Origin of the sequence: Solirubrobacter pauli (genome assembly GCF_003633755.1) — a bacterium.
Lineage (GTDB): Bacteria > Actinomycetota > Thermoleophilia > Solirubrobacterales > Solirubrobacteraceae > Solirubrobacter > Solirubrobacter pauli.
Map to the genome: position 1 here is coordinate 3,924,763 of NZ_RBIL01000001.1, position 14,627 is coordinate 3,939,389.

Below are 14,627 nucleotides of genomic sequence, written 5' to 3' on the forward strand. Positions count from 1 at the left end.
CGACATCGCCGCAAGCCGGAGGACGGATTCGAACCGACGACCTACCGCTTACAAGGCGGTTGCTCTGGCCAGCTGAGCTACTCCGGCGGGGGGAAGGAGTGTAGGGAGCGTCAAGGCCAGGGCGCATCCGGCCGATTAACTGACCGTGACGGTTCCCCCCGCCTTAGAGACCGAGCGCGGATCGGCGCTGGAGGCGCTGGTGGATGCGGCCTCGGGCATCTTGAGCGCCGACTCGCTGGACGGGACGCTCGGGCGGATCGCCCACCACCTGCGGGCGCTGCTGCGCTACGACGACCTGGCCGTGTACGAGATCGACGAGCCGGCCGAGCTGCTGCGCCCGGTGTTCGCGGTCGGCGACTGGGTCGCGGAGGTGATGTCGGACCCGATCCCGCTCGGCACCGGCGTGACGGGCTGGAGCGTCGCCCACCGGCGCACGCGCAACGTTCCGAACTCGCACGAGGAGCCGCTGTGCAACGTCGTGGGCGGGACGCCGGACGACGCTGAGGCGTTCGTGTGCGTGCCGCTGCTCGCGCAGGAGCGTGTGGTGGGCGCGCTGAACGTGTACCGCTCGCTCGAGAACGAGTCGTTCAGCGCGGACGAGGTCGAGCTCGTCGAGCGGTTCGCGACGATGGCGGCGCTCGCGTACGACTCGGCGCGCCAGCGGGAGCATCTGCGCGAGCAGGTCCAGCGGGACGGGCTGACCGGGCTGCTCAACCATCGCGCGTGCCATGAGCGGCTCAACGCCGCGCTCGCGGACGACGGCGCGGTGGCGGTCGTGCTGATCGACCTGGATCACTTCAAGGTCGTCAACGACACGCTCGGCCATGCCGAGGGTGACCGCGTGCTGGTGGCTTCGGCGGAACGGCTGCGGAGCGCGGTGCGCGCCGGTGACGTCGTCGGGCGCATGGGCGGCGAGGAGTTCGTGCTGATCCTGCCGGGGGCGGACGCCGAGGCGGCCGAGGATTGCGCCGAGCGGGCGCGGGCGGCGCTGGCGGAGCTGACCGTGCACGGTCGTCCGGTCGCGGCTTCGGCCGGGGTGGCGGCCGCGCCGACCGACGGCACCGAGGCGGCGGTCCTGCTCGAGAACGCGGACGCCGCGCTGTACTGGGCCAAGCGCTCGGGCCGGGGTCGCACGGTGCGGTACGTGCGTGGGGCGGTGCGGCCGGAGTCCGAGCAGCGCAACGAGATCGCGGCGCTGCTGGAGCGTGGCACGCAGGCGATCGACATCGTCTTCCAGCCGCTCGTGGAGCTCGCGACCGGGCGCGCCGGCGGGTACGAGGCGCTCACGCGCATCGACGTCGAGCCGCGGCGGGGACCGGACGAGTGGTTCGCGCAGGCGCATCGCGTCGGGCTCGGCAACGAGCTCGAGGCGCTCGCGATCCGGGCCGCGCTCGAGGTGCCCGACCGGCCGTCGGGCACGTTCCTCGCGCTCAACGTCTCGCCGCGCGCGCTGCTGTCGAAGGCCGTGCAGGACACGCTGCCGTCGGGCCTCACCGGGATCGTCATCGAGCTCACCGAGCACGAGGTGTTCGGGGACGAGGACGAGCTGTCGCGCGCGCTCGTGAACCTGCGCGCGCGTGGCGCGCTGATCGCCCTCGACGACGCGGGCGCGGGCTACGCCGGCCTGCAGCAGATGATCCAGATCGCGCCCGACATCCTCAAGCTCGACCGCACGCTCGTGCACGGCGCGCACGCCGACGACTCACGCCAGGCGCTGCTGGAAGCGCTGATCGGGTTCGCATCGTCGACCGGCGCGGCGATCTGCGCCGAGGGCGTCGAGGACCTCGACGACCTGCGCGCGCTCGTGGAGCTCGACATCACGTACGCGCAGGGGTACGGCCTGTGCCGCCCGGCACCGGCCTGGCCGCAGCCGGACCCCGCCGCGGCGGCGTCCGGCACGTCCGAGATCCGCGCGGGCCTGCGCGTCTCGATGCGCACCCGCAGCGGCGCCGGCGCCTTCGCGCGCGGCATCGCCGAGCTGGCGGAGGAGCTGGCGGCGGCCGAGACCGCCTGGGACGTCGGGGCGGCGAGCACACGCGCCGCGCAGCTGCTCGGCGCCGACGACCTCGCCGTCCTGCTCGTCCGGGCCGACCAGCTGGAGCTGATCTCCGACCAGTACGACGAGGTCGGCCAGTGCTGGCCGATCGAGGACTACCCGGCGAGCCGCTACGTGCTCGACGCCGGCATCCCCGGCCAGGTGATCGCCGGCGACGCGTCCGGTGACCCGCTCGAGCTGGCCGAGCTGGAGCGCCTGGGCTTCGCCACCGCGCTGCTCGTCCCGGTCACGTGGGGCAACCGCCCGCTGGCGCTGCTCGAGCTCTACCGCGTCCGCGCGCAGGCCTTCACGAGCCACGAGGTCGACCGCGCGCGCGTGCTCGCGCAGCAGTTCGGCGCGGCGCTCGACCGCTTCAGCTAGGCCGCGCGGAACGACGCGAGCGCGTCGGCCAGCGTCTGCTCGAGCGGGATCTGCGGGCGCCAGCCCGTCGCCGCCTCGAGCTTGGACGCGTCGCCGCGGATCTCCATCACCTCGTGCGCGCGCACGCGCGCCGGGTCGACCACGTGGTCGACCGCGACGCCCGCGATCTCGGCGAGCCCCGCGACCAGCTCGCGGGCCGAGCGGGTCACGCCGGAGCAGACGTTGTAGACCTCACCCGGCGTGCCCTGGGCGGCGAGCAGGCGGTAGGCGCGCACGATGTCACGCACGTCGGTGTAGTCGCGGCGCGTGTCGGCGTTGCCCGTCTCGATCCGGATCGGGTCCTCGCCGGCGTCCAGGCCGCGCGCGATCTGCTGCGCGAACGCCGCGATCGCGTAGATCGGCTCCTGACCTGGCCCGGAGTGGTTGAACGCGCGGGCGTGGATCACGCGCAGCCCGTACGCGTCCGCGTAGAACCGCGCGGCGAGCCCGCCCGACGCCTTCGACACCGCGTACGGGTTCTGCGGCCGCAATGGATGGACCTCGGTGGTCGGCACGGTCTCCGGCGGTCCGTACTCCTCGCCGGAGCCGACCGAGACGACCGTGGCATCCGGGGCGTCTTGGCGGACCGCCTCCAGCACGTTGGCGGCGACCAGGACGTTCTGCTCGATCGTGCCGACCGGGTCGTCCCAGGACTTGCCCACGTGCGCGCGGGCGGCGAGGTGGTAGACGACCTCGGGCCGCGCGTCGGCGATCAGCGCACGGGTTACCGCCGGGTCACGCAGGTCGGCCTCCGCCGAGGACGGCGCGGCGATCACCTCGTCGCCGGCGGCTTCGCACGCCGCTACGAGATGGGCGCCGGCGAACCCCGACGCCCCCGTGATGAAGACCCGCACGCGCTAATTCAGCGAGACGACGTACTCGGCGTGCCCGTGGCCGTTGGACGCCGCGGAAGCGGGGTCGATCGGCTGCGGCTCGGAGTCCGGCGGGTTCAGCCGCCGCTCGAGCTCGCCCAGCACGGTGCCGAACAGCAGGTGCCGCCAGGTGGCCTGCGCGAACGCGCGACCGGAGCCCCACAGCTGCGGGAGCTCGTCGCCCGCCGGGTGCATCCGCGGCAGCGCGGGCGTGCCCGGCCACGTCGCGAGGTGCTCGGCCAGGCCGGCCAGCGGCCCGCGCAGCGCGCGTGGCACCGGGATGTCCCGCGCGACGTTCGCGTAGAGCGCGCCGAAGACCGCACCGTTGGCGACGTGCATCGCGAGTCCGATCGGATACGCGGCGCGGCCGTTGGTGACGAAGCGCCCGAGCAGCTCGGCGTCGTCGTAGTCGCAGCCGAACACGCGCTGGTCCAGCGGCTGCTGCGCGGCCCACACGGCCGCGGCGGCGGCGCCGGCGAGAGCGCCTCGAAGGGTGCGGGTGCGGTCGAGGGCCATGACCCGACTGTAACGCGCGCAACGGCAACGGTGTACGAAATCGGCGAGGAGGACGGCTACCCCACCCCATGGATCACTCACGTCTGCATGCACGCGCCCGCACGAAGGGCGTCAACCCGATCGTCTACTGGCTGATGCGCGCCTGGGTCCAACCCTTCGCGCACATCTACTGGCGGCTCTCGCGCCTCGGTCGCGAGCACGTCCCGCAGAGCGGACCGGTGATCTTCGTCTCCAACCACCGGTCGTTCATCGACCCCTTCATCATCGGCCTCTGCAGCCGGCGCCCCGTGTACTACGTGGCCAAGCAGGAGCTGTTCAAGATCAAGGCGCTCGGGTGGTTCCTGTCCAGCCTCGGCGCGTTCCCCGTCAAGCGCGGCGAAGCCGACGGCGACATGATCGAGACCGCCAAGGCGATCCTCGACCGCGGTGACCCGGTCCTGATCTTCCCCGAGGGCACCCGCACCCGCCCCGGCGCGCTGGGCAAGCCCAAGCGCGGCGTCGGCCGGCTCGCGCTGGAGACCGGCGCGACCGTCGTCCCCGTGGCGATGATCGGCACCGAGTCGATCCGCAAGGGCTTCCGCATCCGCCCGCACAAGATCCGCGTGCGGATCGGCGCGCCGCTCACCTTCCCCAAGACCGAGAACGTCACCGGTCCGCTCGCGGCGGCCGTCACCGACCGCATCTGGCCGAACGTGATGCTGCAGTGGGAGTGGCTCGGCGGCCTGCCGCCGCTCCGGCGCGCGGCCGTCATCGGCGGTGGCTCGTGGGGCACCGCGGTCGCGGCCATGCTCGCCCGCTCGGGCATCGACGTCGACCTCGGCTGCCGCACCAAGGCGCAGGCCGACCTGATCAACGCCACCCGCGAGAACGACCGCTACCTGCCGGGCGTCCAGCTCTCGAGCCGGATCACGGCCGTCCGCGCCGCCGACCTCGAGCTCGGCCGCCACGACCTCGTCGCGTTCGCCGTGCCCGCCGCCGAGCTGCCGCAGGTGGTCGCCGCGCACGCGTCCAAGCTCGCCCCGCGCACGGGCGTGCTCGTCCTCAGCAAGGGCCTCGTCCCGCCGCTCGGCACGCTGCCGTCGGCGTTCGTCGCCGAGCGCACGCAGTCGTGGGCGGTCGGCGTCCTCGGCGGCCCGGCGCACGCCGCCGACGCGCTCTCCGACGGCGCGTCGCTCGTCCTCGCCGCCAAGGACCCGTCCTTCTCGCGCCAGGTCTCCGACGCGCTGTTCGCCGCCGGCCTGCAGGTCACCAACACCACCGACGTGATCGGCGTCGAGCTCGCGGGCTGCGCGAAGAACGCCGCCGCGCTCGCCGCCGCGGCCGCCGACACCCCGAACGCCGCCGGCGCCGCCGCCGGCAAGGTGTTCGCGGAGGTCGACGCGTTCGCCCGCGCGGAGGGCGCCCGGCCGGAGACGTTCAGCGGCCTGGCCGGCACCGGCGACCTCGTCGCCACCGTGCTCGCCGAGGGCTCGCGCAACCGCCGCGCCGGCGAGCTGCTCGCGCAGGGCATGCCCGCGGGGGAGGTCGGCGCCGTGATCGGCCAGACGGCCGAGGCCGTCGAGACGATCCCGCTGCTCGCCGCCCGGCTCAAGGACGCGGGCGTCGACGCGCCCGCCCTCCGCGGCCTGGCGAACCTGGTCGAGGGCAAGATCGAGCCCGACCGCTGGCGCGCCTCCATCACCGCTCCGAAGAAGGCGAAGAAGGCGCAGCGCGCAAAGGCGGCGTAGTGTCCATGGCGGATGGCCACAGCACCGGACAAGGCCAAGCTCGACCACGACTTCAGCGAGCTTTACAAGGCACACCTGAAGGACGTCTACTCGTACGCGTACTACCGCGTGGGCAATCACCACGACGCGGAGGACCTGACCGAGCAGACGTTCCTGCAGGCGTACCGCCACTTCGCGCGCGCCCAGCAGGAGTCGGACGGACGGCCGCTGCGGCCGTGGCTGATCCGCATCGCGCACAACCTGGCGGCGAACTACTACCGCGACCGCTCCCGGCGGCCGCAGACGAACATCGACGACGCGGGCGCGATCAGCACCCCGCACACGACCGAGGGCCTGGTGCAGGACCGCGACGACCTGGCGCGGATCCTGCGCGGCGTCCAGCAGCTCCCCGACGACCGGCGCGAGGCGCTGATCATGCGCTTCGCGCTCGGGATGGACAACCGCGAGATCGCACGGGCGCTCGACCGCACGGACGGGGCGACCAAGGTGCTCATCCACCGCGCCATCCGGCAGCTGGAGGAGATCGTGCAGGCCGACGCGAACGGAACTGGACAGGACTGACGTGAGCACACCGTTCCCGGACATCGAGGCGCGCCTGCGCGCGGCCCTCTCACCCGTCGAGCCGCCGGTGCACATGCAGGAGCGGCTGGAGACGACGCTGGACTCGATCGTCGAGCTGGCGGCCGACGAGCTGGAGTCGTGGGAGCTGGAAGCGATCAAGGACCCGCGGAACTGGCCTCGCGCCGCGGTCGGCCCCGCGGCCGCCGTCGTCGTGGGCGGCGGCGCAGCGGTCGGCCTGGTCGTGCTCAGGACCCAGCGGCGGCGCCACAAGCGACGAGCCGCCGCCCGCGGCGCGCGGGACCTGCTGGCCCGCACGCTCAAAGACGCCGGGCGCGAGGCGCTCAAGGTCTTCGACGACTTGGCGCCCAAGCGCTGATCCAACTTGGACTTCGGCGCGCATGGGAAGGACATGGACGTGCGCGCCCTGGCCGACGAAGACCTGATCCCGATGATGGCCCGGGGCGACGCGCGGGCGTTCGAGGCCCTCTACGAGCGCCACTCCGGTGCCGCCTACTCGCTCGCCTATCGCATGGTCGGCAAGCAGGCGATGGCCGAGGACGTCATCCAGGAGGCCTTCCTGAACCTGTGGCGCTCCGGCGCCCACTACGACCGCGGGCGTGGGTCCGTGCGCACGTGGATCCTGGGCATCGTCCACCACCGGGCGATCGACGCGCTGCGGCGCAACTCGGTCCACGCCAAGCGCCGGTCCGACGACGAGACCGCGGCCGAGCGCCTCGAGTCGCCGGAGCGGGTCGAGGAGGACGTCGCCCGGCGCGACGAGGCGAGCATCGTGCGTGGCGCGATGGAGGTCCTCCCGGCCGATCAGCTGAAGGTGATCGAGCTCGCCTACTTCGGCGGGTTCACGCACACCGAGATCGCCGACATGCTCGAGTCCCCGGTGGGCACGGTCAAGGGCCGGATGCGGCTCGGGTTGAAGAAGATGCGTGAGGCCCTCTCGCACGGGGCGGTGGAGGCATGAGCGTGGGTCCTGATCACGAGCGTTGGGCGGACACGGCCGGCGTGTACGTCCTCGGCGCCCTGCCCGAGGACGAGCACGCCGCCTACGAGGAGCACCTCGCCACCTGCGCGACCTGCCGTGCCGAAGCCGACGAGCTGCGCGTCGCGGCGCAGGCGCTGCCGCTCTCGGCGCCGCCGATGCTGCCGCCGCCGTCGCTGAAGGCGCGGATCATGGCCGAGGTCGAGCGCGAGGCGGAGCTGCTCGCGAGCGCCGGTGGGGCGGCCAAGGCCGCCCCGAAGCGGGAGAAGCGGCGCTGGCTGCGCCTGCCGCTGCCCGCGCTCGCCCTGGCGTGCGCGGCGCTGATCGCCGGCGTGGTCGTCGGCGGCGTGCTCTTCGCGGGCGACGACGGGCGCACCATCGACATGCAGTCGACGCTGGCCGACGCCTCGGCCGAGCTGGAGCTGAACGAGGACGGTGCGATCCTCGTCGCCAACAACCTGCCCACGCCGCCCGAGGGCAAGGTCTACATGGTCTGGATCCAGAAGCCCGGGCGCGCGCCCGAGCCGACGTCGGCGCTGTTCACGCCGCGCCGCGACGGGTCCGCGACGGCGTCGGTGACGGGCGACCTGGACGACGTCGAGACCGTGCTCGTCAACACCGAGCCGCTCGGCGGCTCGACGACGCCGACGTCAGAGCCCTTCTTGGTCGCCAACCTCTCGTAGCGACTCCAGCCCGCGGACGAGCAGCTCGATCGCCCACTCGAAGCGCTCGTCCAGGTCGCCGGCGACCAGCTCGTCGGCGAGCCCGGTGATGACCGGGAACTCCTCGGGCGGGAGTGAGCTGAAGATCCCGCGCATCTGCTCGACGTCCGGCGCGGGCATGGACTCCTCGTAGGCGAACGCGCCGACGTAGAGGCTGAACATGTCCGCGGCGTAGGCGATCACCTGGGCCGGCAGCGCGGCCGCGGCCAGCACGGCCAGGTAGCGCTCGAGCACCGGCAGCGCGTTCGGGCCGGCCGGGATGCGCCCCATCGACAGCTGGGCCGCGTCGCGCCGGGACTTGAGCAGCTTGCGCGTGGCGCGGGCGAGGTCCTTGACCTGCTCGCGCCAGTGCTCGGGGTCCGGGTCGGGCACCTCGTTCTCACCGACGATGCGGTCGAGCATCAGGCCGAGCAGCTGCTCCTTGTCGCCGACGTGCCAGTACAGCGTCGCCGCTCCGGCGTCGAGCTCCTGCGCGAGCTTGCGCATGGAGATCCCCTGCATTCCCTCGCGTTCGAGGAGGGCGAGCGCGGCGTTGACGATCTTGTCGCGGGTGAGCGCCATTTGACACCGACAGCGTAGTCGACTAGAACACTGTTCGAGATGACTCGTACAGTGTTCGAGAACGCGATCGAGGCACGTGGCCTCGTCAAGCGCTACGGCGAGGTACAGGCCCTGGACGGGGTCGACCTCGACGTCGAGGCCGGGACGGTGTTCGGCCTGCTGGGACCCAACGGCGCCGGGAAGTCGACGACGGTCCGGATCCTCACGACGCTGTCCCGCCCGGACGCGGGGACGGTGCGCGTGGCGGGTGTGGACGCGCTCCGCGATCCCGTCGGCGTGCGGCGGGCGATCGGCGTCGTCGGCCAGAAGCACTCCGCGGATCCCGACGCCACCGGGCGCGAGAACCTGATCCTGCAGGCCGAGCTCTACGGCCTCCGCGACCGCTCCCGCGTCGACGAGCTGCTCGAGCGCTTCGGGCTGGCCGATGCGGCGCACCGGCAGGTCAAGACCTACTCGGGCGGGATGGTGCGGCGCCTCGACGTCGCCATCGGGCTCATCCACACGCCGAAGGTGCTGTTCCTGGACGAGCCGACGACGGGCCTGGACCCCGAGGCGCGCGCCGACCTGTGGGCCGAGGTCGAGCGGCTCGCCCACGAGGAGCGGATGACGATCCTGCTGACCACGCACTACCTCGAGGAGGCCGACCGGCTCGCCTCGCAGCTCGCGATCGTCGACCGTGGCCGGATCGTCGCGCGCGGCACGCCCGACGAGCTCAAGGCCGAGATGCAGCGGGCCACGCAGAGCGACACGCCCCCGTCGCTCAACGACGTCTACCTCAACCACGCCGGAAGGGCGGTGGCCGCATGAGCGCGATCCGGCAGAGCTGGCAGGTCTCCCTGCGCTACTTCCGCGTGCTGGCGCGCCAGCCCGCGTTCCTGCTGATCACGATCGTGCAGCCGCTGATCTGGTTGCTGCTGTTCGGCGCCCTCTTCGAGGCCGTCACGCAGATCCCCGGCTTCGGTGGCAGCGGCGACTACCTGGACTACCTCACGCCCGGCATCGTGGTCATGCTCGCCGTGTCCTCCGCCGGCTGGACCGGGATGGGCTTCGTCGAGGACATCAACAGCGGCGTCATGGACCGCATGCTCGTCTCGCCCGCCTGGCGCGGCGCGTTCAACGTCGGCAGCGTCGCGCAGTGCGTCGTGTCCGTGCTGCTGCAGACGCTGCTGATCGTCGGGCTGGCGCTGCTCATGGGCGCCGCGGTGCCGCACGTCGGCGTGCTGCTGCTCGTGGCCGCGTTGCTGGCCGCAGCGTTCGCGTCGCTCAGCAACGCCCTGGGGGTGCTCACGCGTCAGCGCGAGTCGCTGATCGGCGCCGTCTCGCTGCTCCTGCTCCCGCTCACGTTCCTGTCGAGCGCGCTGATGCAGCTCAGCCTGGCGCCCGGCTGGATCGGGACCGCGGCCAAGCTGAACCCGGTCGACTGGGCCGTGGTCGCCGCGCGCGACCCCGAGCTGCTGCGCATCGGCCTGCTGGTGGCGCTCACCCTGCTCTCAGGATGGTTCGCGACCCGCGCTTTCGCGGTCTACCAGCGTTCTTTGTGACTCCCTGAAGAAAGCGCTGCTAGCTTCGCTTCGCGATGGCCACCTGCTACCGCCACCCGAACCGCGAAACGGGCGTCTCGTGCTCGAACTGCGGACGCCCGATCTGCCCGGACTGCATGACCCCGACGCCCGTCGGCATGCGCTGCCCGGAGTGCTCGCAGCAGAAGACGCAGGTGCGCAATCTGCGGACGATGAACGTCGAGCCGATCGCGACGTACATCTTGATCGCGATCAACGTGATGATCTTCATCGGCGCCCAGCAGAACTTCCGCGTCGAAGAGCAGCTCGTCCTCATCAACCTGGCGCAGGACTCGACCGGCGCGCTCGTGGGCGTGAGCGAGGGGCAGTGGTGGCGGCTGATCACGTCCGGCTTCCTGCACACCGAGCTGATCCACATCGGGCTGAACATGCTCGCGCTGTTCTGGCTCGGGCGGATGATCGAGCCCGCGCTCGGCCATGCGCGCTTCGTCGGCATCTACTTCGCGTCGCTGCTGACCGGCTCGCTCGGCGTCATGATCCTGGACCCGGACGCGGCCACGCGCGGTGCCTCGGGCGCGATCTACGGCCTGCTCGGCGCGGCGATCGTGATGGCCCGGAACCGCAACATCGACCTGATGCAGTCCGGGCTGATCCCGATCCTGGCGATCAACCTGCTGTTCACCTTCTTCGCCAACGGCATCTCGATCGGCGGGCACATCGGCGGCCTGATCGGCGGTCTGGTGGTGACGTTCGTGGTCGAGGAGCTCGCGGCGCGCCGGCGCGGCTCGACGTCGATCGCGGTCGGCTTCTGCGCCGTGATCGGGATCGCCGCCGCGGCGGCCTCCATCGCGCTCGCCTAAGAGAGAGCGCGGACGCCGCCCGGCGGCTCCGGCACGCGGTCCGGGTGCAGCGCGTGGGCGAGCCACTCCAGGCCGTCCACGAGCCGCGGGCCCGGGCGCGAGAACCAGGCGGACGCGTCGGCGACGACGATCCGGCCGGCGCCCAGCGCGGCCAGCCGGTCGGCGTACGCAGCGGCCTCCTGCGCGCCGCGCTCGACGTCGTAGCCACACGGTGCGACGACCACGACCTCCGGCTGCGTGGCGGCGACCTCGTCCCAGGTGCGCTGCTCGGACGGCTCGCCCGGCAGCCCCAGCGGGTCGACGCCCCCGGCGAGCTCGATCAGCTGCGGGACCCAGTGGCCGCCGATGAACACCGGGTCCAGCCACTCGAGCATCGCGACCCGCACCGGCGGCGCGTCGCGCACTGCGAGGCGGACCTTATCGATCCGCGCGGCGGCCGCGTTGACCAGGTCCACGCCCGCGTCCTTGCGGTCCGTGGCCTGGGCCAGCGTGCGGACGTCGCCGAGGACCTCGCCGAGCGTGTGCGGGTCCAGGCTGACGATGGCCGGCGCGGGGTCCATGCGCTCGGCGATCGCGCGCACGTCGTCGACGGACACGGCGCAGACGCTGCACAGCGCCTGGGTGACGATCAGGTCGGGCTGCAGGCGCCGCAGGGTCGCCTCGTCCAGCTCGTAGATCGAGCGGCCCTCCTGGGTGAGGGCGCGGACCGCCGCGTCGATCTCGGCGGGCGCCAGGCCCGGGCCGATTACGTCACGCGTGACCTTGGGTAAGTTGAGCGCCTGTGACGGGTGATCGCACTCGTGCGTGACCGCGGTGACCTCGGCCCCCAGGCCGAGGGCGAACAGGGTCTCGGTGGCGGACGGCACAAGGGAGACGATGCGCATGGCCTCAGACGCAGTATGGCGGCAGGAGGGCGAGTCGCTGGTCCACGACTACGAGTTCGAGGACTTCAAGGCGGCCGTCGCCTTCGTCAACCGCGTGGCCGACGTCGCCGAGGAGGCCAACCACCACCCGGACATCCTCGTCCACGGCTGGAACAAGGTGCGGTTGACGCTCACCACGCACTCCGAGGGTGGGCTCACCGACGACGACCACCGGCTGGCGAAGCGCATCGACGCTCTGTGACGGGGTATTCTGCGCCCGTCGCCCTGATGAACGACGACGACAGCTCCCGAAGTAAGAGGACCACATGATCGCCCTGCTCCTGTTGGCGGTCCTGGTCCTCATCCTGCTCAACGCGTTCTTCGTGGCCGCCGAGTTCGCTCTCGTGCGCTCGCGCAAGGCCCACCTGCAGACGGACGCGGACGAGGGCAAGAAGGGCGCCGCGACCGCGGTGAACATGATGGACGACCTCTCGCGCTACCTGAGCGCGGCGCAGGTCGGCATCACGCTCACGTCGCTGGGCCTCGGCTTCCTCGGCGAGCCGGCGATCGGCTCGCTGATCGAGGACATCCTCGGCGAGGACGTGCCGCACTGGGCCTCGACGCTGGTGTCGGTCGGCCTCGCCTACCTGATCACCACGTCGATCCACATCACGCTTGGCGAGCAGGTGCCGAAGATCTACGCGATCCAGAAGGCCGAGCCCGTCGCCCGCTGGGTAGCCCGGCCGCTGTTCGTGTTCACGCGCGTGTTCTCGCCGTTCATCGGCGCCCTGAACGCCACCTCGAACGGGATCCTGCGGTTGGTCGGCGTCAAGACGGCGGGACAGCTCGACGAGGGCGAGTCGCCGGAGGAGCTGCGCGTGCTCATCCAGGAGTCCGTCACCGGCGGCAAGCTCGACCCGGGCGAGGCGGGCATGCTCACGGGCGTCTTCCACCTGCACGAGCAGCAGGCGCGGCAGGTCATGACGCCCGCGCCGGCCGTGATCACCGTGGACACGTCCGAGGACGTCGAGACCGCGCTGCGGCGCTGCGTGGCGTCCGGGCACACGCGCCTGGTCGTCACCGAGGACGAGAACAAGGACCGCGTGAAGGGCATCGTGCACTCGAACCAGCTCGCGCAGCTGCTGCTCACCGAGGGGCCGCAGGCGACGCTGGACGGGCTGGTGCGCGAGGTGCCGATCGTGCCCGAGACCAAGCCGCTGGACGACCTGCTCGCCGACCTGCAGCGCTCGCGCTCCTCGCTGGCGGTCGTGATCGACGAGTACGGCCGCACCGCCGGCATCGTCACCGTCGAGGACATCATCGAAGAGGTCGTCGGCGAGATCGACGACGAAACTGACCCTCAGGGCGGCGAAGTTCGCAGATTGGCCAACGGCGACTGGTTCGTCCGCGGCCACGTCGCGATCACCGACCTGATCGACTACGGGCTCGAGCTGCCGGTCGACTCGGACGCCTACAACAGCGTCGGCGGCTTCGTCTTCGGGGAGCTCGGACGGCTGCCGAAGCGCGGCGACACGGTGGTGCACAACGGCTACTCGATCCGCGTCGAGTCCGTCCGCGAGAACCGGATCGAGGCCGTTCGCATCCGCGATCGGCACGTTCCGAAGGCCGAGTCGAACGTCCAGTCTTGAAATGAAACTGCGTGACGAATTGCACTTTCGCCTCTGACGCGCTACCTTCCCGCCAGCCAACTTGCCGCTCCGGCGGTTGAGGAGGAGAGAGAGGGAGATCCTGGGGAGGATCGACCGAGTAAGCACGCAGCGCCCGGGCTCAGGGGAGCGAGACCCGGGCGCGACGTGTTTAACGGGCCTGATCCGCGATTCGCGGCCGGTCCGTATCCGCGTGTGATGTCCGCTGTGCCGGCCGACCGGCTCCTCCAGATCGACACGATCTACCTCGAGCCCGCCGCCACCGAGCTCGCTCGTGGGCAGCAGGTGCTCGCACGGTTCCCGGACGCGCGGCTCGTCGAAGTCGGCTCGCACTGGCAGATCCCCGAGCTGCACGGCAACGCCGGCAACGTCGCCGACTGGAACCGGATCAAGCGGACGCATCTCGTCCTCGGGACGCTGAAGTCCCCGCGGATCCGGCCGAACGGGCGGTCGAGCGACTTCATCGCGCCGTCGCAGGCCAACGGGTGCACGATGAGCTGCGCCTACTGCTACGTGCCGCGGCGGAAGGGCTACGCGAACCCGATCACGGTCTTCGCGAACATCGACCAGCTGCTGCGGGCGACGGAGCGGCACATCGCCCGCCAGGGCGTGAAGGCGACGCCGAACCAGTGCGACCCGCGCGACTGGGTCTACGACATCGGCGAGAACTCCGACTGCTCCGTCGACGCGTTGATCTCCGACAACGTGCGCGACTACGTCGAGCTGTTCGCCCGGACGGACGGGGCGAAGGCGTCGTTCGCGACGAAGGCGGTCAACCGCGAGCTGCTCGACTGGGACCCGCGCGGCGGGACGCGGGTGCGCTTCTCGCTGATGCCGCGTGACCTGTCACGGCTGCTCGACGTCCGCACCGACCCGGTGGGCGAGCGGATCGCCGCGATCGACGACTTCGTGGCCGCGGGCTACGAGGTGCACGTGAACCTCTCGCCGGTCGTCGTGCACGAGGGCTGGCTCGAGGCCTGGGACGAGCTGCTCGGGGAGCTCGACGCGGGGGTGGGCGCCGCGGCGAAGGCGCAGCTCGCCGCCGAGGTCATCTTCCTCACGCACAACGAGCAGCTGCACGAGGTCAACCTCGGCTGGCACCCACGGGCGGAAGCGGTGCTGTGGACGCCCGGGACGCAGGAGCGCAAGCGCTCGCAGAGCGGCGGGCTCAACGTGCGCTACCGGTCGGGCTGGAAGGGCGCTCGCGTGCGCGAGCTGCTGGCCCTCATCGAGCGCCGCACCCCGTGGCTCCGCGTGCGATACGCGTTTTAAACACTTCCGGCCGCCTCAGGGGAGCGAGACAGCC

General features: G+C 71.9%; 15 protein-coding genes, 1 tRNA gene and 1 pseudogene. 12 read left to right on the top strand and 5 right to left on the bottom strand.

The window, feature by feature from the left end:
- Positions 1-13: 13 nt before the first annotated feature.
- Positions 14-87, bottom strand: a tRNA-Thr gene (locus C8N24_RS18370).
- A gap of 58 nt (positions 88-145) precedes the next feature.
- On the opposite strand from C8N24_RS18370, the gene C8N24_RS18375 reads away from it, so the two are divergent.
- Positions 146-2,416, top strand: coding sequence for a diguanylate cyclase domain-containing protein (locus tag C8N24_RS18375; RefSeq protein WP_121252296.1), 2,271 nt, complete (start codon positions 146-148; stop codon positions 2,414-2,416).
- Here C8N24_RS18375 and C8N24_RS18380 read toward each other — a convergent pair.
- On the bottom strand, positions 2,413-3,309 hold the full coding sequence (locus tag C8N24_RS18380; RefSeq protein ID WP_121252298.1) for a GDP-mannose 4,6-dehydratase: 897 nt from the start codon (positions 3,307-3,309) through the stop codon (positions 2,413-2,415). The two genes, C8N24_RS18375 and C8N24_RS18380, sit on opposite strands and share 4 nt — an antisense overlap.
- A 3-nt stretch (positions 3,310-3,312) precedes the next feature.
- Positions 3,313-3,843, bottom strand: a complete 531-nt coding sequence (locus tag C8N24_RS18385; RefSeq protein WP_121252300.1) for a hypothetical protein — start codon at positions 3,841-3,843, stop codon at positions 3,313-3,315.
- A 68-nt stretch (positions 3,844-3,911) separates the two neighbouring features.
- Between C8N24_RS18385 and C8N24_RS18390 the strand changes: the two genes are divergently transcribed.
- Genes C8N24_RS18390 through C8N24_RS18410 form a run of 5 tightly spaced genes read left to right on the top strand, consistent with a single transcriptional unit; the run spans position 3,912 to position 7,811 of the window.
- Positions 3,912-5,570 (top strand): 1-acyl-sn-glycerol-3-phosphate acyltransferase, encoded by a 1,659-nt coding sequence (locus tag C8N24_RS18390; protein WP_121252302.1) that lies wholly within the window; start codon positions 3,912-3,914, stop codon positions 5,568-5,570.
- Positions 5,571-5,582: 12 nt separating this feature from the next.
- The gene (locus C8N24_RS18395; RefSeq protein WP_121252304.1) at positions 5,583-6,131 is read left to right on the top strand and encodes an RNA polymerase sigma factor; all 549 of its coding nucleotides are present in this window, start codon (positions 5,583-5,585) and stop codon (positions 6,129-6,131) included.
- Position 6,132: 1 nt separating this feature from the next.
- Positions 6,133-6,507 carry a hypothetical protein gene (locus C8N24_RS18400; protein ID WP_121252307.1) on the top strand — a complete coding sequence of 125 codons (375 nt, stop codon included), beginning with the start codon at positions 6,133-6,135 and terminating at the stop codon, positions 6,505-6,507.
- A gap of 33 nt (positions 6,508-6,540) precedes the next feature.
- A complete protein-coding gene (locus C8N24_RS18405; protein ID WP_121253309.1) occupies positions 6,541-7,110 on the top strand; it encodes an RNA polymerase sigma factor in 570 nt (189 codons plus the stop codon).
- Positions 7,107-7,811, top strand: coding sequence for an anti-sigma factor (locus tag C8N24_RS18410; RefSeq protein WP_121252309.1), 705 nt, complete (start codon positions 7,107-7,109; stop codon positions 7,809-7,811). The genes C8N24_RS18405 and C8N24_RS18410 overlap by 4 nt, the downstream gene beginning before the upstream one ends.
- On the opposite strand, the gene C8N24_RS18415 is transcribed toward C8N24_RS18410, so the two are convergent.
- Positions 7,779-8,411, bottom strand: coding sequence for a TetR/AcrR family transcriptional regulator C-terminal domain-containing protein (locus C8N24_RS18415; protein ID WP_121252311.1), 633 nt, complete (start codon positions 8,409-8,411; stop codon positions 7,779-7,781). The genes C8N24_RS18410 and C8N24_RS18415 overlap by 33 nt on opposite strands.
- Before the next feature lie 39 nt (positions 8,412-8,450).
- Between C8N24_RS18415 and C8N24_RS18420 the strand changes: the two are divergent.
- From C8N24_RS18420 to C8N24_RS18430, 3 genes and pseudogenes are all read left to right on the top strand, one after another.
- Positions 8,451-9,140 (top strand): annotated as a pseudogene (locus C8N24_RS18420) (ABC transporter ATP-binding protein); the annotation flags it as partial.
- 74 nt (positions 9,141-9,214) lie between these two features.
- A complete protein-coding gene (locus C8N24_RS18425; RefSeq protein ID WP_121252315.1) occupies positions 9,215-9,952 on the top strand; it encodes an ABC transporter permease in 738 nt (245 codons plus the stop codon).
- A gap of 35 nt (positions 9,953-9,987) precedes the next feature.
- Positions 9,988-10,791, top strand: coding sequence for a rhomboid family intramembrane serine protease (locus C8N24_RS18430; RefSeq protein ID WP_121252317.1), 804 nt, complete (start codon positions 9,988-9,990; stop codon positions 10,789-10,791).
- Here the strand turns inward: C8N24_RS18430 and C8N24_RS18435 are convergent.
- Positions 10,788-11,675, bottom strand: a complete 888-nt coding sequence (locus tag C8N24_RS18435) for an ABC transporter substrate-binding protein (protein WP_121252319.1) — start codon at positions 11,673-11,675, stop codon at positions 10,788-10,790. The two genes, C8N24_RS18430 and C8N24_RS18435, sit on opposite strands and share 4 nt — an antisense overlap.
- On the opposite strand from C8N24_RS18435, the gene C8N24_RS18440 reads away from it, so the two are divergent.
- The 3 genes from C8N24_RS18440 to C8N24_RS18450 all read left to right on the top strand — a co-directional run bounded on the left by C8N24_RS18440 (position 11,674) and on the right by C8N24_RS18450 (position 14,593).
- A complete protein-coding gene (locus C8N24_RS18440; RefSeq protein ID WP_245971889.1) occupies positions 11,674-11,916 on the top strand; it encodes a 4a-hydroxytetrahydrobiopterin dehydratase in 243 nt (80 codons plus the stop codon). The genes C8N24_RS18435 and C8N24_RS18440 overlap by 2 nt on opposite strands.
- A gap of 64 nt (positions 11,917-11,980) precedes the next feature.
- Positions 11,981-13,303, top strand: a complete 1,323-nt coding sequence (locus C8N24_RS18445) for a hemolysin family protein (protein WP_121252323.1) — start codon at positions 11,981-11,983, stop codon at positions 13,301-13,303.
- Between the two features lie 216 nt (positions 13,304-13,519).
- Positions 13,520-14,593: a spore photoproduct lyase family protein gene (locus tag C8N24_RS18450; RefSeq protein ID WP_121252325.1), complete on the top strand. Its 1,074-nt coding sequence runs from the start codon at positions 13,520-13,522 to the stop codon at positions 14,591-14,593.
- Positions 14,594-14,627 lie beyond the last annotated feature (34 nt).